General features: G+C 70.7%; 12 protein-coding genes. 7 read left to right on the plus strand and 5 right to left on the minus strand.

Features of this window, described 5'->3' with window-relative positions:
* Positions 1-11 precede the first annotated feature (11 nt).
* From OV427_RS12135 to OV427_RS12155, 5 genes are all read right to left on the minus strand, one after another.
* A complete protein-coding gene (locus OV427_RS12135) occupies positions 12-1,757 on the minus strand; it encodes a vWA domain-containing protein (protein WP_267856242.1) in 1,746 nt (581 codons plus the stop codon).
* A complete protein-coding gene (gene mtsD / locus OV427_RS12140; RefSeq protein ID WP_267856243.1) occupies positions 1,754-3,742 on the minus strand; it encodes a cell-cell cohesion protein MtsD in 1,989 nt (662 codons plus the stop codon). Before mtsD ends, OV427_RS12135 begins: the two co-directional genes overlap by 4 nt.
* A 33-nt stretch (positions 3,743-3,775) precedes the next feature.
* The gene (mtsC, locus tag OV427_RS12145; protein ID WP_267856244.1) at positions 3,776-5,101 is read right to left on the minus strand and encodes a cell-cell cohesion MYXO-CTERM protein MtsC; all 1,326 of its coding nucleotides are present in this window, start codon (positions 5,099-5,101) and stop codon (positions 3,776-3,778) included.
* A 170-nt stretch (positions 5,102-5,271) separates the two neighbouring features.
* Positions 5,272-6,921 carry a calcium-binding protein gene (locus OV427_RS12150; RefSeq protein WP_267856245.1) on the minus strand — a complete coding sequence of 550 codons (1,650 nt, stop codon included), beginning with the start codon at positions 6,919-6,921 and terminating at the stop codon, positions 5,272-5,274.
* A gap of 172 nt (positions 6,922-7,093) precedes the next feature.
* Complete coding sequence (locus tag OV427_RS12155) at positions 7,094-9,385, minus strand: PQQ-binding-like beta-propeller repeat protein (RefSeq protein ID WP_267856246.1); 2,292 nt, start codon at positions 9,383-9,385, stop codon at positions 7,094-7,096.
* Between the two features lie 273 nt (positions 9,386-9,658).
* Between OV427_RS12155 and OV427_RS12160 the strand changes: the two genes are divergently transcribed.
* Genes OV427_RS12160 through OV427_RS12190 form a run of 7 tightly spaced genes read left to right on the plus strand, consistent with a single transcriptional unit; the run spans position 9,659 to position 19,175 of the window.
* Complete coding sequence (locus OV427_RS12160; protein WP_267856247.1) at positions 9,659-10,060, plus strand: hypothetical protein; 402 nt, start codon at positions 9,659-9,661, stop codon at positions 10,058-10,060.
* 39 nt (positions 10,061-10,099) lie between these two features.
* Positions 10,100-12,385 (plus strand): AgmX/PglI C-terminal domain-containing protein, encoded by a 2,286-nt coding sequence (locus tag OV427_RS12165; protein ID WP_267856248.1) that lies wholly within the window; start codon positions 10,100-10,102, stop codon positions 12,383-12,385.
* A 53-nt stretch (positions 12,386-12,438) separates the two neighbouring features.
* Positions 12,439-13,074, plus strand: coding sequence for an outer membrane beta-barrel domain-containing protein (locus tag OV427_RS12170; protein WP_267856249.1), 636 nt, complete (start codon positions 12,439-12,441; stop codon positions 13,072-13,074).
* Positions 13,071-14,768: a hypothetical protein gene (locus OV427_RS12175; RefSeq protein ID WP_267856250.1), complete on the plus strand. Its 1,698-nt coding sequence runs from the start codon at positions 13,071-13,073 to the stop codon at positions 14,766-14,768. Before OV427_RS12170 ends, OV427_RS12175 begins: the two co-directional genes overlap by 4 nt.
* Positions 14,765-18,034 carry an outer membrane protein assembly factor BamD gene (bamD, locus tag OV427_RS12180; protein ID WP_267856251.1) on the plus strand — a complete coding sequence of 1,090 codons (3,270 nt, stop codon included), beginning with the start codon at positions 14,765-14,767 and terminating at the stop codon, positions 18,032-18,034. The genes OV427_RS12175 and bamD overlap by 4 nt, the downstream gene beginning before the upstream one ends.
* Positions 18,031-18,543 carry a hypothetical protein gene (locus tag OV427_RS12185; protein ID WP_267856252.1) on the plus strand — a complete coding sequence of 171 codons (513 nt, stop codon included), beginning with the start codon at positions 18,031-18,033 and terminating at the stop codon, positions 18,541-18,543. The genes bamD and OV427_RS12185 overlap by 4 nt, the downstream gene beginning before the upstream one ends.
* Positions 18,540-19,175, plus strand: coding sequence for a hypothetical protein (locus OV427_RS12190; protein WP_267856253.1), 636 nt, complete (start codon positions 18,540-18,542; stop codon positions 19,173-19,175). Before OV427_RS12185 ends, OV427_RS12190 begins: the two co-directional genes overlap by 4 nt.
* Position 19,176 lies beyond the last annotated feature (1 nt).

The following is a 19,176-nucleotide window of genomic DNA, read 5'->3' on the forward strand; positions in this document are numbered from 1 at the left end:
GGCGTGGGTTCTCAAGGCGTGGGGGGCGACGCGGTGACCCGGCCGGGGCAGCCGTCGACGAAGTACTCGGGCTCCACGTGGATGACGCCGTCAGCGGGCGACTTGATGCCGCCCACCGGGTAGCGCACCGTGTCCACGCGGTAGGTGCGGACGAGGGTCCGCGCGGTGGGGTCGTCCGCGGGCACCATGGCCACGGACAGGGAGATGTCGTTGAAGCCCGCCCCGCGCACCACCACGCCCGCGTCGTCCGCGGCGGCGATGGTCGGCGCCAGGAGGACGTTGTCCACGCGCAGCTTGTAGCACTGGCGGCCCAGCGCATCCGGGGGCCCGTCCGCCTCGAAGGAGTACCGGTAGCCGTCCACCGACAGGCTCGCCGTGTCCACCTCGAGCGGGCGCGTGTGCAGGCGCAGCTCGGCGCGGCTCGTCAGCCCGTCGTTGTCCGGGTCCTCGTCCAAATCATTGCTGGCGCCCTGGGTGCCGCCGCGCCACTCCACGCCGTCCGGCACGCCGTCGCGGTCGCTGTCGGCCAGGTTGGCGTTGGTGCCGATGAACTGCTCGTCACAGTCCAGCAGCCGGTCGCAGTCCGTGTCCTCCGGGCGCAGCAGCGGCGGGCAGCCCTTGTCCAGCCCGCCGCCGTCCGGCAGCGCAATCTGGGTGGGGTTGAAGTCCACGCCACGGTCCCGGAAGTACACCTCCACGCCGTCGCTGAAGCCGTCCCCGTCCGTGTCCATGAGGTTGGGGTTGGTGCCCACCTCGGCCTCGCGCGCGTCCGTCAGGCCGTCGCCGTCCGTGTCCCCCACGTCCACCGGGCTGCCCGGAGGCGCGGAGAAGTTGGAGGCCACCACCTCCTTCACGATGAAGGAGCGGCGCACCTGGCCGAAGGTGAAGTCCAGGAAGTTGATGGGCTCGTTGTTGCGGAAGTCGCGGAAGTTGCCGCCGCCCAGCGTGGCCATCTGCTCCAATCGGTCCGCGTTCTGGTTGATGATGAGCAGCGGGCAGCCGCCGTCCCCGGCGATGTCACACGACGACACCGGCTGGGTGGGCAGGAAGACGTGCACGGTGTTGACGCGCACCTCCTCCACCAGGTCCCTGAGCTGGCGGATGCGCACCACCGCGTCACCCTGGATGAGCTCGTCGTCCTGGTCGTTGGTGGGCTTGCCGTCCGACAGGAAGATGACGGAGTAGCGCGCCTGCGCCAGCGCCTGGGAGCCGCCCGGCTCCAACCGGCTGCGGGCGATGTCCGTGTTGATGAGCGAGTAGATGTCCGACAGCGGCTTGACGAAGTCCGTCGAGTCGCGGTTCGGCGAGTTGTCCGGGTTGCGGAAGGTGAGCAGCTGCTCGGTGAGACGGCGGCGGGTCGCGTCGTCCATCGTGGACACCTGCACGAAGCCGTCCTGCGGCGGGTTGCCCGGCGTCTGGGTGAGGAAGGCCGTGGTGCTGCCCGCGAAGAGCATCACCGCGATGGAGACCTCGGGGTCCCTCGGCAGGTTCTCAATCAGCTGCACCAGCGCGGTGGCGCGCGTACCGTCCGGGTCGCTCACGCGCATGGACTGCGAGGCGTCCATGGCGACGACGAGCTTGATGGGGCGCACCACCTCGTTGCTGCCCACCGTGCAGAAGCGGCCGTCGAAGGACACGGCCCGGTCCACCGGGACTTCCGCATCGCGGCGCGGGTCGTACAGGTAGCTGTCCGTACAGGCCACCACCACCGCGAGCGCGGTCAGGCCGCACGCCAGCACGCGTCCGGCGCGGCTCACGGGTTGCCCCCCTGCGCGCCCGCGGGCGGAGTTCCGACACAGTCGTTCTGGTTGTTCCACGGGTTGCTCAGCTGGTCGGGACGGCGGAAGTTGGCGTCCGTGAAGGACAGCTCGGGGCCGGCGGGGACGCGCACGCTGGGCGGCGCGTACTGGGCCCAGGCGCAGGCGGCGCGCCACACGCCGTAGTCGGTGGAGACGCCGCTCTCCGGCGCCTCGGCGAACCACACCTTGAAGAGGTTGTGGCCCTGCTTCGCGCCCGCGCGGTCCGGCGGGGTGACGAGCTGCAGGTTGGACACGGTGAAGTCGTAGCAGATGCTGCCGTCCTGCCGGACCTCGGCGATGCGCGTCTCGTACTGGTAGCCGTAGCGCTCGTAGAAGGCGCGGTCCCGATTGGTGGGGTCCGTGCCCGCGCGCAGCTCCACGTCGTCCGGCAGCCCGTCTCCGTCCGTGTCCAGGCCCGACACGCTGGGCTCCAGCGGGTCCAGGCCCCAGCGCGCCTCCATGCGGTCCGGAGCGCCGTCGCCGTCGCTGTCCACGATGCCGGTGCGCGTGTGCAGATAGTCCTCGGCGAACTGCGACAGGCCGTCACCGTCCGTGTCGCGGCACACGCAGTTGCGGGTGAGCGGGGAGGCCGGGTCGCAGCCGCGCGCGTCCAGATCATTGCTCGCGCGGAAGCCCTGGTCCTCGCGGCGGAACTCGAAGCCGTCGTCCAGGCAGTCGCCGTCGCTGTCGGAGAGGAAGGTGTTGGTCTTCAGCGTGAAGGAGTTGTCCTCCGAGTCCGGCACGCCGTCCCCGTCGCTGTCCAGCACCCGCCCATCGTCACCACCCGGGCCGGAGCTGAGCGCCTCCACCACCAGCGACTTCATCACGTTGCGCGAGGCGAACGACGAGTAGTCCAGCGCGCCCAGGCCCAGGTTGGAGATTTCCGCCGTGTCGTTGAACTCCTGGTACACGCCGTTGCCCATCTCCGCGAAGCGCTTGAGCAGCCACGAGGCAATCTTCTTCGCGGCCTCCGGGTACTGGGCCTGCGGCACGCCCGGGTAGATGCCGTAGATTTCCTGGCAGATGGGGCCGCAGGCGCGCACCGCCTCCTGGTTGAAGAGCAGCACCGTGTGCATGCGCACGTCGCCCACGTTGTACTGGTCCTTCAGCTCCATCAGCCGGCGCACGTAGCTGAACAGCTGGTAGTTCTGGTTGCGGTCCGTGCCCACCTCGAAGCCATCAATGGCGTCGGTGGTGCTGGTGGCGTTGCAGAAGTCGACGATGGAATCCGCCCACGTCAGGTCCGGGTTGTCCGGGTTGGCGTAGACGCTGAGGTTGTCGGTGGCGGAGCAGCGCGGGTACGGGGTGCCGTCGGTGAGGAAGACGACGACGTAGCGCGTGCGCGGCAGCAGCTCCGGGTTGGACTGCGCCACCGCGTTGATGTCGCTGGCGATGACGCTGTACGCGTAGGACAGGGCGCCCTGGTAGTCGGTGCCCTTGCCCAGCTGGCTCTGCAGGCCGTCGATGTAGCTGTCGATGTTGTTGTCCGGCCGCGCGAAGCGGCTGCCCACCGTGGTGGGCGGCCACACGTTGCGCACGTTCGTCTCGAACGGGGCGACGGACACCTGCACGTTGCCGCCCTGGGCGTTGACCTGGCGGAACTGCTGCACCAGGCGCTTGAGGGCGCGCACGCGCGCGGGCTCGGTGACGCCCGGCGGGATGACGGCCTGCACCTCCGCGCGCTGGCAGAAGCCACTGTCCAGCTGCGCGCCCGGCGGGTCGGAGATGCACATGCTGCCCGACTCGTCGATGACGACGACCACCTTCACCGGGAAGCCGGAGGGGTTGGGCGGGCGGGTACACACCCGCCCCTGGAGCGTCAGCCGGTCATCGAGGTTGGACTGCACTTCCGCACGCGGCTCGAGCAGCGAGTCGGTGCAGGAGATGAGGCCAGCGGCCAGGAGGCCCGCCGCGAACAGCGGGAAACGAACGAGGCGGCGCATGCGGAACGGTCCTCCTGGCATGGGACTGTGAGTCTACTGCTGACGACGACGGCGGCGCATCAGCACGCTGAGCAGCGCGGCGCCCAGCGCGGTGATGCTGAAGCCCGCGGGCACCGAGCTGCAGTTGGGGCCGTCGCCCGAGCCCTTGCCCACCTTGATGATGAGGTTGGAGGTGGAGACGCGCTGGTCCGGGAAGACGCGGTCGGAGAAGGCCAGGCGCGCCGTCACCTGCAGCTCGTACTCGCCCTCCGCGTCCGGCGTGAAGGTCGGCACGCTGCCGTCCACGTAGGTGTACTGCCAGTCACGGCTGAGCGTCACGGCGCCCTGCGGGTTCTCCACCACCGCGTCGGAGCCCGAGGGGCGCTTGGTCACCGTCCACTTGTACTCCATGGCCGCGCCGTTGCGGTTGGCGAACAGCGGCGGGCGCAGGGCCGTGCCGGTCTCCTCCACCGCCATGGTCTTTCCACCGCTGACGGTGAAGGGCGCCTTCGGGTCCAGGCAGTCATCCGGGCGGCCCTCGTCCAGCACCAGGCAGTAGCGCGTGTCGCACGCGTCGCCGGAGCCGTCGCGGTCATCGTCGAGCTGCTCGCGGTTGGAGACGGCCACGCAGTTGTCCTGCGCGTTGAGGATGCTGTCGTTGTCGATGTCCGCGTCGCACGCGTCGCCCTGGTTGTCCGCGTCCGCGTCCGCCTGGTCCGGGTTGGCCAGGCCGGGGCAGTTGTCGCCGTTGTCGGAGATGTTGTCGCCGTCCGCGTCCACGCGGCACTGGCTGCCGTCCGTGGGCATCACCTGGCTGGGGTTGGAGATGCGCGGGCAGTTGTCCTGGCCGTCGGCGACGCCGTCGTTGTCGTCGTCGAGGTCGCAGACGTCACCGGCGCCGTCGGAGTCCAGGTCGCTCTGGTCCTTGTTGGGCACCAGCGCGCAGTTGTCCTTCGCGTTCTCGATGGTGTCGTCGTCCTGGTCGGCGTCGCAGTCGTCGCCCTTGCCGTCGCCGTCCGCGTCGCGCTGCTGGAAGTTGGAGAGCGCCGAGCAGTTGTCGCACGCGTTGCCCACCGCGTCGCCGTCCTCGTCCGTCTGGTCGCGGTTGGAGACGAAGGGGCAGTTGTCACGGTCGTCCGCCTTGCCGTCGCCGTCGGCGTCGTCCGTGTAGGCGAGCGTGTCGCCGTCATCCGTGTAGTTCACCCAGACGGAGCAGCCGCACCCACAGCCACACCCACCGCCCTCCTCCTGGGGCTTGCCGCAGCTATCGCCGAGGCACTCCGGATTGTCGGGGTTGTTGTTGGACTGCGCCTGAGCCGAGGACCCCAGGAAGAGGAAGGCCCCGAGCGTGAGAGCCGATGCAATGCGAACGAGTGACATGGTGACTCCTTTCAGCCCGTTGCTCCTAGCAAGGAGCGATCCGTAGCCAACACTCGGGCGAAACCCTGGAGAATCAAGTGGTTGGGGATGGGACGAGGATCCAGGCCGGGGGAGTGTGGGGGGTACTCCCCATTGAAGACGTGGGGCGGACTCCACACCAGGGGGATGGATCAGGTTCCGAGGATGAAGTCGTTGGGGTCGAGGGCGACGGTGCCCGCGGGGGTGCGGCCCGCCTCCTCGCTGTACTGGATGGGCTGGATGAAGAGCGAGCCGATGCCGGCACCGCGGGGGTCATTGTCCCGGCCGGCCTGGAGGTAGAGGTACACCTCGTTGGTGCCCGCTTTGATGACCTCGCCCGGGATGAAGGGGTGGGGCCGCTCGCGGGTGGGGACGACGGTGATGTTCTCCGCGCGCGTGGCGTAGCAGGTGCGGCCGTCGGCGGAGGGCTCGGACTGCACCAGGTTGTAGCCGTAGCCACGCTCGACGTGGAAGTCGAGGTCGGCGCTGAGCGGGTCGCCGTGCGCCTCCACCTCCGCGACGTTGGTGATGCCGTCGCGGTCCGAGTCCAGCAAGTCCTCGGGGACGAGCGGGTTGGTCATGGACAGGAGCTCCACCAGGTCCGGCAGCGCGTCCCCGTCCGTGTCGCCGATGCACGGGTCCGTGCCGAGCACGCGCTCCTCGCAGGTGTTGAGCCGGTCTCCGTCCTCGTCGAGGGACAGGTTGCAGCCGTTGATGACATTCGGCACGAGCGGGTCCAGGCCCATGCGGACCTCCAGGCCGTCCATCAACCCGTCCTGGTCCGAGTCCAGCACGAGCGCGTCCGTGCCGAGCGCGTCCTCGTCCCCGTCCGGCAGGCCGTCCCCGTCGCTGTCGGGGAGCACCTGGCCGGCGCGCACCACCACATTGCGGTTGAAGGCGATGAAGCGCTTGAGCTTGAGGGAGTTGGCCCGGGCGGCGTACTTGATGCTGGTGAGGGCGCCGGGCAGGCCGGCGAAGTCCACTTCGATGGGCTCGGTGCCCCCGGCGCTGGCGATGGCGGCCACCAGCTGGCGGGTGAGCGGGTCCGGCGCGGTGCCGCGCACGTAGATGGGCTGCACCACCACCTCGCCCGCGCCGAACTGCTCGGCCAGCGCCTTGATTTCGCCGGTGACGGCCGTCAGCTCGCAGCTGCCGCAGGAGGCGTCACAGGCGTCCCGCGACGGGGAGCCGGCGGGGCCACAGGTGGCCGTGGTGGACAGGGCGAGGCAGCGCGAGTCGAGCCCCACGCCGAAGTCGTCGTTGTCGCGAGCGCGGGCGCACGTCCTGTCCCCGGTGCGGACGATGACCACCACCATGTAACGCGTGCGGGCCACCTCGCCCCGGCAGGACGTCTGCATGTCGCCGGACAGCAGCGTCTTGGCGAGCCGCAGGGAGGCGCGGACACTCACCGGCCCCGACTCCTGGTACGACGCGTAGCGAGGCAGCGTGGCCTGGAACTCCGAGGCGTCGGAGAAGCCGCCCAGCAGGCCGGTGGCCACCGTGTGGTAGGCCACCAGCCCGAACTTCACGAAGGGGCCGGAGAAGCGGCTCGTCAGCGTGGACAGGCCGTCCGTGGCGTAGCCCACCATCTCCGCCTCCACGCCATCCCCTCCTTCAATGGCGAAGAGCACCTTGGTGGGAAAGGCGTCACCACCCGCGAGGGGCACGCAGACGTTGCCGGAGAAGCTGGCGCGGTCCTTTCCATGGGGGCCCCGGCCGTCCAGGGCATACAGGCCCGCGTCGGAGCACGACAGCAACAGCACGGGAACGAGGAGCCAGGCGGAACGCGAGAGGGCGCGCATCTGTCGGATTGTACACCGCAGTTCCCCGAACCGGCGCAAGTCACACCGACTCAGGTCACGGATTCAGGGTGAGAGTGGCACAGCGAGAGCCAAGATTTCGGCCCGCCGTGGAACATCCGTGCCGGGCTGGTTGCTCGCCTGGCACCGAAGGTGGATGGACGTGAGACATGTTTCACAGCGTCAGGAGGAACGCGAGCAGGTCATCACGCTCCTCCGGCGTGAGCGCCTGCGCGTCGCCATGCTTCGGCCCGGACGTCTCCAGCACCGCGCGCAGCGGGAAGCGCGTGCCCACCACCAGCCGGTCGTCCTTCACCGCGTAGCCCGCGGTGGCGCTCGTCAGCATGGGCCACACGTCCCAGGTGCCCACGAGTGACGGTGGCGCCGCGCCGGGCACCAGCGTCTGCTGCTCCAGCCGCAGCGGCAGCGCGATGGGCGTGCCCACGTCGAGGTATTTCCCGCGCGTCGCCGGGTCCTGGTCCAGCGTGTAGAGCGGCGCGGGGTGGCACTCCACACAGCGGCCCTTCCCCTCGAACAGCTCGCGCCCGTGCGCGGGCTTCCCCGTGCGGCCGTCCGGCAGCTCCACCGTCTCCAGTGGCGCGCCGTCCTCGCCACGGTAGGGGTTGGGCGGCGTGGTCATCAGCGCGTTGAAGAGGGTGAGTGCCTCCACCTCGTCGGGAGACGGGTCCGGGTTATGGAAGCGGTTGCGCGCGCCCACGAAGCTCGCCGTATCCGCGAGGCTGTGCTGGCTGGCCGGCGTGAAATACGGGGGCGTATCGCGGCTGCCCAGCACCGTGGTGGAGCGATAGATGCGATTGGGATGTGTCTTCTCGTAGAAGACGCCGCCGGTGTGCCCATCGATGTGGCAGCCGTCACAGGTGATGCCGGTGCGCCCCAGGTCCACGTAATAGAGGACCTGGCCCAGGCGGCGCTTGGCCTGCGCGCGCCCCGGCACCACCGGAAGCTGGCGCACCACGCGGGCCCGGCCTGCTCGCGCCTCGCGCACGTCCACCACCGCCACCGTCCGCGTGAAGCGGTTGAGCACGTAGAGCGTGTGCCCGTCCGGCGACAGCGCCAGCGAGCGCGGGCCGGAGTGGAGCTCCTCCCCTGCCCGTCCCTTCGTCCCGAAGTCCGCGGCCGGGCGGATGCGCGGCGTGCCGTCCGGCGGCGCCATCGCCACCTCCTGCAGCACCGCCCCGCGCGCCACCTGCTCCGCGCCCGCCAGTGCCCGCGCCTCCAGCACCCGCACCCGGCCGACCCCCACATCCGCCGCGTAGAGCAGGCCCGCGGCGTCATCCAGCGCCAGCCCCTCCGTCACACCCGCGCCGAAGCCCCGGTGCCGCACGTAGCCGCCCGTCGCCGGGTCCACCACCGCCACGCCGCTGTTGGCGCTCACCTCCATGCGCTTCGGGTTGGGGCCCACGTTGGGCCCCAGGCTGGCCATGAAGAGGCGACCGAGCCGCTCGCTCGCCACCAGCGCGCGCGGTGCCTTGCCGCCCATCACCTGCGCGCGGAACGGCTCCGTGTGGCCGCCCAGAATCGACACGCCCGGCCCCGGCACCACCGTGGCCACGGACGCACCGTCCTCCTGCCGCAGCAACTCCAACTGTCCCGTCTGGAGGCTGCCCACCGCGAGCAGGTCCTTCCATCGCGCCAGCGCACGGGGGTTGGGGTCCACCGCCGTGGACCAGCGCGTCTTCCCGTCGGCGAGCGACAGCGCGTGGACGCGGTCCTTCACGTGCTCCGCGATGAAGGCCACCCCGCGCGCGCCATCCACCTCCAGCCCGTGGGCGCCGAGCGGCGCGGGCAGCACCCTCGGCGCGCTCCCCGGCGAGTCCAGCGCGTACAATCTCAACTCCGGCTGGAAACGGTACACCACGCCCAGCCACGGCCGGCCCGCCGCATCCTTGAAGGTCGCGAGCGCGGAGGGCCCGTCGCCGGTGGCGAGCGGCTCCACGCGGCCCGACTCCACGTCGAGGGCGAACACCGTGTCCGTGGGCGACGAGGCGAGGAACAGCGTGCGCCCATCCGGAGACAGCGCCATCGCCGTGAGGTCCGCGAAGGCCGCGTCGTTCACCACGGTGAGGCGCGCGGAGCCCTCGGTGCTCGAGTCCCCCGCCAGCCGCGCCTCCACCACCACCTGGGGCACGTCCTCCGGCAGCGTCAGGCCCGACGGCAGGCGGGCGTAGGCGTGGCCCGCGTCCACCACCACCAGCGGCAGCTCGCGAGACAGCGGCGGGCCCAGCACCAGCCGCAGCCCGGGCACGAGCCGCTCACCATATATGGAAAGAGGCTGAGACGTCTCATTGCTGGTGAGGCGGGGCCCCACGGACACGAGCCGTGGGCCTGGAGCGGATTGCGCGGGCGTCGTGGCGACGGGGGCCGCCTTCTCCTCCGAGCCCTGGCGCAGCACCACCAGGCCCGCCGCGGCCAGCACCGCCGCGAGCGCTCCCCACCTTCGAGCCATGCGTGTCACGTGACCTCCTCGCGGCAGCATCCTTCATCCCCTGTCACACCGCGATGACTTCGAGCCCTGCCTGCTCGGCAGGACTCCCACTTCGGGGGCGGAAAATCACGCTCTCTCACGCCATCTTTCCAGCGAGCCGGCAACATCCGGGCCGTTTCGTGGAGCACGCGCCCCACATGGGGGGGAGTGCCCCCCACACATATGTGTGCTCGCATTCCTCACGGCCCCGGAGTGTGCGTTGACAGCTCGGTACACGCATCGCTTAACCTGTTGATGATGCGACGCTTCCTCCTCTGCATGGCCGTCGCCCAGCTCCTCGGAATCGGCACGATGCTCACCCCGAGTGACTCCTGGGCCCAGGGCCGCGGCCGTACGGCGCGCCCTGCGAAATCGAAGTCCAGCAAGAAGGCCAACAACAAGGCCCCGCCGAAGATTGAAACAAAGGGCTCCGCCGTGACGGATCCGGTGACGGGCGAGCCCGAGGCCAGCGCCTCGGCCGCACCGCCCCAGCGCGGACCCGCGCGCATCGACTTCGATGACCGGCTCATCCAGGGACAGACGAACAAGTCCGGAGCCGTCTATCTCTATGACCGCAAGGAGCTGAAGACGCGGTCGATGATCCGCGAGCGCGAGAGCTTCCGGTCCGAGACGCTCTCCACGGTGTACGACCAGTAGGGAAGCACCGCCCACCAGCCCTTGAAGGGAGCGTCACCGTTGAGCGGCCAGCCCAGCGTCCTGCAAGTCGTCATCCTCCGCGACGGCCTCCTCGTGGGGACGGAAGTCTTCGTCCCTGGTACCTACTCGCTCGGCTCGGACCCCGCGTCCGACCTGCGCCTGGATGACCCGTCCGTGGAGCCGCGCCATGCGCTGCTCTACTTCCAGAACGGACGCGCGGCCATCCAGGACGCGGGCTCCACCATCGGCCTCTTCGTCAACGGCCATCGCGTCTCCGCGTGTGAAATCCGCTCCGTGGACGAGGTGCTCTGCGGCCCCTTCGTCCTCAAGACTCGCGTGCTGGCCCAGAGGCCACAGGAAGCCAAGCCCCAGCCGCCGCCAGAGCTCGCTTCGCTGCTCGGCGCCGCGCAGCCTCCTCCTCCGGCCGTGGCCCCTGTCGCGGCGCAGCAGCAGCCTTCGCCCGTGCGACAGCTCCGCCCGGCGACGCAGGTGACCCCGCCCCAGCAGCCGCTCGCCACCACCGTCCCCGCCGTGCGCGCCGTGCCGCAAGCGCCCCAGCAGGCCCAGCCGCAGCTCCGGCCGGTGCCGCCGCAGCAGCCTCCCGCCGCGCGCATGGGCAGCGCCGCGGTGACGCAGGCCGCGTACCCGCCGCCCGCGGCCGTGCAGGCCGCCGCGCCCGCCATCGTCCCCATGCCGGCGCCGCCGCAGCAGGTCGTCTCGCCCATGCCGGTTCCGGGGGCGCACGCGCCGTGGCCCTCGCAGCAGCAGGCCCCCGTGGCCGTGCCGGCCGGCACGCTGCCCTCGGTGCGCCGCCGCGCCACGCAGGACCCACAGCCGAGCGTCAACCCGGGCATCCTGCTCGCGGACGACCTGATGGCGGACGTCGCGCTCGACGGCTTCCCGGAGCCTTCCGGCCCGCTGCTCCAGGAGCAGCGCGTGGCCACGCGGCCCACGCACGCGCCGAAGCTGGCCCCGGGCAAGGGCGCGGCCCAGCTCTACCTGGAGCTGTACTGGGGCGCCATCCGCCGCGACGCGCGCCGCTTCGCCCCGGACAAGAAGAAGCCGGTGCAGGCCTCGCTGGACCTCCCGGAGGCCATGCCCCTGTGGGGCTTCACGCTGCCGGAGACGGGCGCGCCCTTCACGCTGGCCGAGACGCTCAACGGCTCCTTCCGCCTCTTCGTGCCCCCGGGCACCGAGGTGGAGAAGAGCGGCAATGACGGCCGCTTCGCTCCCGTCACCGGCGCCGCGCTCGAGTCCGACGGCAGCCGCCGCTTCCTCACCCTGCGCGAGGGCACCGCCGCGCGGCTGACGCAGGGCCACATGTCGCTGGTGGCCTACGCCGCGCCCAAGCCCGAGCGCGTCTTCGTCAACCCGCTGCGCGGCATGCCGTGGCTGGCGCTGGCGAGCTTCGTCCTGTTCATCGGCGCCTTCGCGTCCTTCATCGTCCTCAAGCCGGAGAGCCCGGAGACGGCGGACTTCACGCAGAAGAACCTGCCGCCCGTGGCCCTGCGCCTCATCGCCCCCGAGCCGAAGAAGAAGGAGGAGGCGAAGAAGAAGCTGGAGGCCATCAAGCAGAAGGCGCCCAAGCCGGTGAAGGAGAAGGTGGCGGAGAAGGCCCCGCCCAAGCCGGTGGAGAAGACGCCCCCGCCGCCGCCCAACAAGGCCGTGGCCGCCGCGTCGGAGAACAAGGCGCTCAAGGCGCTGGCGAAGCTGTCCGCCGCCGGCCCCGCCACCAACGACTTGCTCGCCGCCGTGGACAAGCTGGGCAGTGGCCCTGGCAGCAAGAACGTGAAGAACAGCAACTACAAGCTGTCCGGCCTCATCGGGAAGGCGCCCATCGCCAACGCGGGCCTGGGCACCTTCGGCCTGGGCGGCGGCGGCAAGGGCGGCGGCGCCACGCTGGGCGCGGAGCTGCTTCGCGGCAAGGGCGGCGGCGGCATCGGCGCGCTGGGCGTGGGCGGCGTGGGCAAGGGCAAGGTGGGCGGCACCGTCACCCGCGCCACGGCCCGCAGCATCGCCTCCACCCAGGGCACCGTGGACCGCGAGGCGGTGGCCCGCGTCATCAACAGCCACCTCAACGAGGTGCACGGCTGCTACGAGCGCGCCCTGCTGAAGCAGCCCGGCCTGGCCGGCAAGGTGGTGCTGGAGTGGACCATCGGCGCCGCGGGCCGCGTCGTCGCCGCGAAGACCAAGTCCTCCACGCTCAGCAACGCCGCCGTCGAGGCCTGCATCCTCTCCAGCCTCAAGTCATGGACCTTCCCCGCCCCCAAGGGCGGCGTCGTCATCATCACCTATCCATTCCTCTTCAACTCGGTCGGCTACTGACGCGGGCACCCCCTTCCCGCGTCCGTTCCCTCCAACCTCCAGGAAGCCCCACCGTGCGATACGCCCTGCTCATCCTCCTGTTCCTGGCGCCCGGCCTCGCCCGCGCGCAGGCCGAGGCGCTGGAGAACCCCGGCGCCGTTTCCGCCATCCAGGAGCGTCAGTACCGGATGCACCACGAGCTCCTGCTCGGCGTCGGTGTGCTGCCGGATGACGCCTTCTACAAGGGGCTCGTCGGCACCGTCTCCTACACGTACCACTTCAGCGACACCTTCGCGTGGCAGGTGGGCCGCGGCACGTACAGCTACAACGTGCAGACGGCGCTGCGCACCCAGCTGGAGCGCGACTTCGAGGTGGCCCCCACGGCCTCCGCCTACGAGGAGCAGGTCCAGTGGATGGTGGGCTCGGACCTGATGTGGAGCCCGCTGTACGGGAAGATGGCCGTCCTCAACAACAAGGTGCTGCACTTCGAGGCCTTCCTGCTCGGCGGCGGCTCCGTGGTGAAGATCAACCGCGCGGACGGCTTCCGCCCCGCAGCCAACGTCGGACTCGGCCTGCGCCTCTTCAAGGGCGACACCGTGTCCTTCCGCCTCGACGTGACGAACAACGTCGTCTTCACCGGCACCCGCAACATCAACAACGTCCTCTCGGTCCAGCTCGGCACCGCGTTCAACTTCGGCGCCACGGAATGAATCCCCGCTCACTCGTCGCCGCGCTCGCCAGCGCCGCGCTCCTCGTGTCCCCGGCACCCGCCGCCGCGCAGTCCAGCGGCGCCGCGCTGCCCATGCCCCCGCCTCCCTCCGGTGCCCAGCGCCCGGCCGGCGGCACTGCTCCGTCCGCTCCCGCGGCCAGCGGCAAGCCCGCTGGCGCGCAGGCGGCCCCACCCGCTCCCGCGCCCGCCGCCAACAACGGCAAGCCGGCGGCAACTCCCGCCGAGGGCGACAAGCCCGCCGCGGAAGGCGAGGCCGCGCCGAAGACGCCGGACGCCGCCGCCGAGGCCGCGCCCGCCGCGCCGAAGAAGGTGGAAAACGCCGTCTTCGACAAGGCGCTGCAGGACTACTTCGACGGCGACCCGCGCGCCGCCGCCGGGCCGCTGTACGCCTGGCTGCAGCAGGCGCCCAAGACGGACGAGAACTACGCCTGGGGGCAGTACTTCCTCGCGCGCAGCCTCATCGACCTGGGCCTGTCGCACGCGGGCGCCACGTACCTGTCGCGCATCGCCCGCGAGCGCACCAACCCCAACGTGATTCCCCGCGCGCTGGACTCGCTCAAGCAGCTCACCGACCGGCCGCACGACGAGGTGATGATCGACGAGCAGGTCTTCGGCGCGCTGGACCTGGGCTTCCTCCCGGAAGAGACGGGTGCATACGCCCACTACCAGCAGGGCCTGGTGGACCTGCGCGTGGGCAACGAGCGCTGGGCCAACACGCACTTCGCCAAGCTGGCGGAGACCAGCGCCGAGGCGAGCCGCGCGAAGTTCGCGCTGCTCGTCACCCGCCTCAAGTCGGTGAAGGAGCCCTCCGAGGAGCTCATCGCCGACTTCCTCGGCCTGTCCAAGGACGAGAAGCTCACCCGCGAGGCGCGCAACGAGGCGGCGCTCGCGGTGGCCCGCCTGCGCTACGAGCGCAAGGACTACACGGGCGCGCTGGAGGCGTACAACCTCGTGAAGCTGCCCGAGCTGGACCCGGGCCGCGCCAGCCTCTACCTGGAAGAGGCGTGGACCCGCTACAAGCTGGGCGAGCTGCGCGCGTCCATGGGCATCCTCACCACGCTGGACGCCCCCGTCTTCCGCGACGAGTTCCTCCCGGACAAGTACCTCCTGCGCGCGCTCATCTACCGCGACCTCTGCCACTACCTGCCCGCCAAGCGCGCCGCCAAGGAGCTGACGCGCCGCTTCGCGGACTCGCTGGAGTCCGTGCGCAACCGCGAGGACCTCACCCAGGACGCGCGCCTGCGCCGCGCGGCCGACGCCCACGGCGGCACCCAGCGCGCCGCGCGCTTCATGGAGCTGCTGGAATCGGAGAGTGAGCGCCTGGGCCGCTACGCCGGCAGCTTCGGCGACCAGCTCTTCGCCCACCTCGTCAAGATGTATGCCTTGTCCCGTGCCGAGGCGGTCCGCGTCCACGACGCGCGGCTGGCCGAGGCGGTGCGGCAGGAGGCGGACACGCTGCTGCGCGCCGCCGAGCAGGTGCGCCTGATGGAGTACGAAGTGGGCCTGAAGCTGTATGAACGCGTGAAGAAGGGCGCGAAGGTGGTGCCGCCGGAGGACGCCCAGGAGATGTCCCCCGAGCAGGTCGCCTTCCGCTTCAGCGGGGAGTACTGGAACGACGAGCTGAAGTCGTACCGGGTCCGCATCGAGAGCCGCTGCATCGAGGAGACCCCATGACCGGCCACCTGACCGGCCTGATTGCCGCCGCCCTGCTGGCGGCCGCCCCTGGAGCGCCCGGACGTTTGGGCCCCAACGCCAACCCCATCGTCTCCAAGGCGAAGGAGCGCGACGAGCTCGTCGCCAAGCTCAAGCGCGACATCTTCAAGGTGGACCGCTCCATCGGCGAGACGGAGAAGCTCATCTCCAAGAGCCGCAATGCGCCGTACCTGCCGGACCTCCAGTTCCGGCTGGCCGAGCTGTACGTGGAGAAGAGCCGCTACGTGTACTACCTCCAGGCCGAGACGCGGCCCGAGGGTGCGTCGGGCGCCATCGTCTCTCCCGAGACGCGGCTGATGAAGCAGAAGGCCGTGCAGATGTACTACCGGCTGCTGCGCGAGTACCCGGACTTCAAGGACGGCGACCAGGTGACGTTCTACCTGGCGCACGAGCAGCGCGAGCTGGGCCAGTTCGACGAGATGCTCAAGACGCTCGGCGACCTGACGCGCAAGTTCCCCAACAGCCCGCTGCGGCTGGAGGCGGAGCAGATTCTGGGCGACCACTTCTTCGACAAGGCGGACCTCGTCGAGGCGGAGAAGCACTACCAGGCGATTCTCGAGGCGCCGCCCTCTCCCGTGCACGACCTGGCCCGCTACAAGCTGGGCTGGATTCGCGTCAACCAGGCCAAGCACGCGGAGGCGGTGACGTTCTTCGAGGCCGCCGCCGCCAGCGCGCCGCTGCCGGGCGTGGACGCGAAGAAGGCGCTCAACGTCAAGCGCGAGGCGCTGCTGGACCTCGTCTACAGCTACACCGAGGCCCGCCCGGCCAAGGGCGCGCTCAACTACTTCGAGAAGCTCAGCGACAGCCGCGCCACCTACGCGCTCGCGCTGGACAAGCTGGGCAACCGCTACTTCATCAAGCAGCAGTACGAGTGGGCCATCCCCGCGCTGCGCAAGCTGATGGAAATCCAGCACGACCCCGAGCTGGACATGGAGCGCGGCCAGAAGCTCTATGACGCCATCAAGGCGTCCAAGGGCAAGGTGCTCCCGGAGCCGGAGGACCTGCGCTTCCTCGTGCGCGCCGCGGTGGAGAGCAAGACGGACCCGGAGCTGCCCGACGCGGACCGCAAGAAGCACCTGGTGGAGCTGGAGGAGATGGCGCGAGACCTCTCCACCCAGCTGCACCTGGCCGCGCAGAAGAAGGAGGAGAAGGACCTCTACCTGCGCACGGCCGCGGCCTACGAGGCGTATCTCAGCCTCTTCAGGCCCGAGCAGTACGTGCGGCCCATCATGAAGAACCGCGCCGACGCGCTCTTCTCCGCCAACGCCTTCCCGGAGGCCGCGCGCCAGTTCGAGGAGCTGGCCCGCTACGAGTCCAAGGCGAAGGACGCCAAGGGCGAGGAGGAGGCCCTCAACGCGGCGCTGCTCGCGCACTTCGCGACGCTCAAGCCGGAGGAGGCACAGAAGCGCAACGCCTTCGAGGTGGCGGACGCACGCCAGGCCATGAAGCTGTTGGGCGCGCGGTTCGTGTCGAGCTACCCGCAGAGCGCCAACGCGCTGAACGTGAAGTTCAACATCGCCCGCGCCTACTACGAGGACGGCGAGTACCCGAAGGCGGCGGAGCTCTTCACCGCCTTCGCGCTGACGCACCCGCAGCACAAGGAGGCCGCCGTCGCCGGCAACCTCGCGCTGGACAGCCTGCGGCAGCAGAACGACTTCAAGGGCCTGGAGGAGACGGGCAAGAAGTTCCTCGCCGCGCCACTGCCGCAGAACTTCCGCGCGGACGTGCAGAAGATTCTCACCGAGAGCAAGGCCGAGGCGCTCGACGAGCTGGCGCTGCAGAGCGCCCAGGAGACGGGCGACGTCATCTCGGGCCTCGTGAAGGTCGCGGACCAGAACAAGAACACCGACATCGGCGAGAAGGCGCTGTACGGCGCCTTCACCGCGGCGCGCGAGAAGCGCGACATGCAGGCCGAGCGCGAGCTGGGCGCGAAGCTGGCGCAGGACTACCCGAAGAGCCAGTACCTGTCGGACGTGCTCCTCACGCTGGGCCGGCACGCGGCGGAGTCCGCGGCGTTCGGCGAGGCGGCGAGCTGGTTCGAGCAGGTGGGCCAGAAGCTCGGCGGAGACTTCGCCGCGGTGGACGGCTGGCTGGCCGGCGCTCGGCTGCGTTTGGCGCTGGGCGAGTACAAGGAAGCGGCGCGCAACCTGGAGGCCGCGTCCGAAGTGGCGGGCGCGCGCAAGGCCGAGGTGCTGGTGCTGCTGGCCGAGGCGCGGCTGAAGCAGAAGGACTACACCCGCGCGAAGACGGCGGCGGACGCCGCGCTGAAGCTGGACGGCACCAGCGCGGGCGCCGCGGCGGTGCTGGCCGAGGTGCAGGCGGCCACCGCGCCCACGGCCCCGGCCGACGCGCTCATCGCCAGCCTCACCAAGGCCGTGCAGGGCCCCAACGGGCAGACGGAAGAGGCCGCCAAGGGCCTGTGGTACCTCGGCGAGGTCCTCTACCGCGGCTACAAGGACCTGCCCGCGGACAAGGTGGAGGAGAAGGTCGCCGCGCTGCAGAGCCTGGAGGGCATCTACACGCAGGCCGCGCAGCTGGGCTACCCGGAGTGGGCGGTGGCCTCGCTGTGGAAGCTGGCGCTCGCGTACGGCCACATCGCCGACGTGGTGGAGGCGACGCCGGTGCCGGCGGGCCTGTCCGCCGCGGAGACGCAGCAGTTCCAGGCCGCGGTGAAGGAGCAGGTGGCGCCGCTGAAGCAGCGCTCGGAGGAGGCCTTCAAGGCGTGCCTGTCCCGCGCCGAGTCGCTGGAGGTCTTCAGCGCCGCGGTGCTGGGCTGCCGCACGCGCTCGGAGACGGCGGCGCTGCCGGTGCCGCAGCCGGCCGCGCCCACGCAGCCGGCCGCGCTGGAGGAGCTGCGCAAGAAGGCCGAGCGCACGCTCAGCGCGGAGTCCCTGGAAGCGCTGGGCCTGGCCTACCTGGACGCGCGGCAGTACGGCATGGCGCAGCTCACCCTGGGCCGTGTCACGGAGTTGCAGGACACGCGGGCCTCGGCGCACTCCGCGCTGGGTGTGGCGCTGCTCAACATGGGTGACGCCATGGGCGCGCGCGCCGCGTACGCGAAGGCCATGGACTCCGACCCCACCTTCGGCAAGGCCCGCCTCAACCTGGCCGCGCTGCGTTGCCGCTTCGGCGACGTGGACGGGGCCCGCCGCGAGCTGGCCGTCCTCAAGGACGTCAACACGCTCACCGGCGCCGACGTGGACGGAGGGTGGAAGGCGTGCAAGTGAGCCTGCCACTTCCGCGCGCGGCAGCACGGGCCCTGCTGCTCGGGGCCGCGCTCCTGGCCTCCAGCGGCTGCTCCCCCGAGGGCGGCGAGCTGGAGGGCAGCGCGGCCCCGCTCATGGACCTCCGCTACCAGCGGGCGGAGGCCCAGTGGTCCCCCGGCGAGCTGGCCATCAACTTCGTCACCCCGCAGGGCTCGGGGGTGAACACCGTGCTGAAGGTCAGCGCCTTCGTCGGCGACATGCTTCCGGAGGGCTATGACGGCCCCCTGGAAATCAACCTCGCGGAGCAGCTGGAGGGCGGCGTGCAGCGCGGCGCCATCGGCCGCAGCGTGCTGGACGAGCCGGTGCGGACCTTCCCGCAGCTCGAGGTCGGCACGCTGAAGGTGGACAGCACCTCCGTCGTCGCCAGCAGTCGCATCACCGGCGAGTTCCACGTCACGTTCGTCAACGGCACCGACGTCTTTTCAGGCCGCACCATCTTCGGAAGCTTCGAGGCTACGGTCCAACAATGAAGCGCATCGTCCTGCTCACCCTGCCCCTCCTCGCCGCCTGTGGTCCGCGCTACGGCATGCGCGTGCCCGACTCGATGGAGAAGAAGCTGCCCTACGAGGCGCGCATCGAGCTGCTGGAGGCGGAGAACGACCTGGCCCTCTCCATCGACAAGGTGGACGTGGCCGACAACGAGATTGGCCGCGCGCGCGACAACATCCGCCGCGCCCGCTCCCGCCAGGATGCGGCCGAGGACGAGGTGGACCGCGCCACCGACGAGGTCTCCCGCGAGGTGGCGAAGCTGGCCATCGCCGAGGCCGAGGCCCGCGTGGAGTACCTGCGCGCGAAGCAGCGGCTCAGCGTGGGCCAGCGCGAGGTGGAGAAGCTGGCCCTGCGCTGCGCCTTCGCGAAGTTCGAGCTCGCCCGCCTGACGGTGGCCCGCAAGGCCAAGGTGGAGGGCAGCGAGAAGCTGGAGCCGAAGGAGTTCGAGGAGCAGGTGTCCGAGTGCGAGGCGGAGGTGAAGGAGGAGCGCACCGGCCTGGCCGAGGACGAGAAGGAGGAGAAGGCGGCGCGCGAGGCGTGGGAGGCGAAGAAGGCCGCGCTCGCGAAGAAGACCTTCGACGCACGGGCCAGTCCCTACGTGGAGAACCTCTAAA

Source organism: Pyxidicoccus sp. MSG2 (genome assembly GCF_026626705.1).
Classification (GTDB): Bacteria; Myxococcota; Myxococcia; order Myxococcales; family Myxococcaceae; genus Myxococcus.

Excerpts from the sequence above, each read along its gene's own strand:
- mtsD (WP_267856243.1), bottom strand. The coding sequence starts at position 3,742 with ATGCGCCGCCTCGTTCGTTTCCCGCTGTTCGCGGCGGGCCTCCTGGCC.
- mtsC (WP_267856244.1), bottom strand. The coding sequence starts at position 5,101 with ATGTCACTCGTTCGCATTGCATCGGCTCTCACGCTCGGGGCCTTCCTC.
- OV427_RS12150 (WP_267856245.1), bottom strand. The coding sequence starts at position 6,921 with ATGCGCGCCCTCTCGCGTTCCGCCTGGCTCCTCGTTCCCGTGCTGTTG.
- OV427_RS12155 (WP_267856246.1), bottom strand. The coding sequence starts at position 9,385 with ATGGCTCGAAGGTGGGGAGCGCTCGCGGCGGTGCTGGCCGCGGCGGGC.
- OV427_RS12160 (WP_267856247.1), top strand. The coding sequence starts at position 9,659 with ATGATGCGACGCTTCCTCCTCTGCATGGCCGTCGCCCAGCTCCTCGGA.
- OV427_RS12175 (WP_267856250.1), top strand. The coding sequence starts at position 13,071 with ATGAATCCCCGCTCACTCGTCGCCGCGCTCGCCAGCGCCGCGCTCCTC.
- bamD (WP_267856251.1), top strand. The coding sequence starts at position 14,765 with ATGACCGGCCACCTGACCGGCCTGATTGCCGCCGCCCTGCTGGCGGCC.
- OV427_RS12190 (WP_267856253.1), top strand. The coding sequence starts at position 18,540 with ATGAAGCGCATCGTCCTGCTCACCCTGCCCCTCCTCGCCGCCTGTGGT.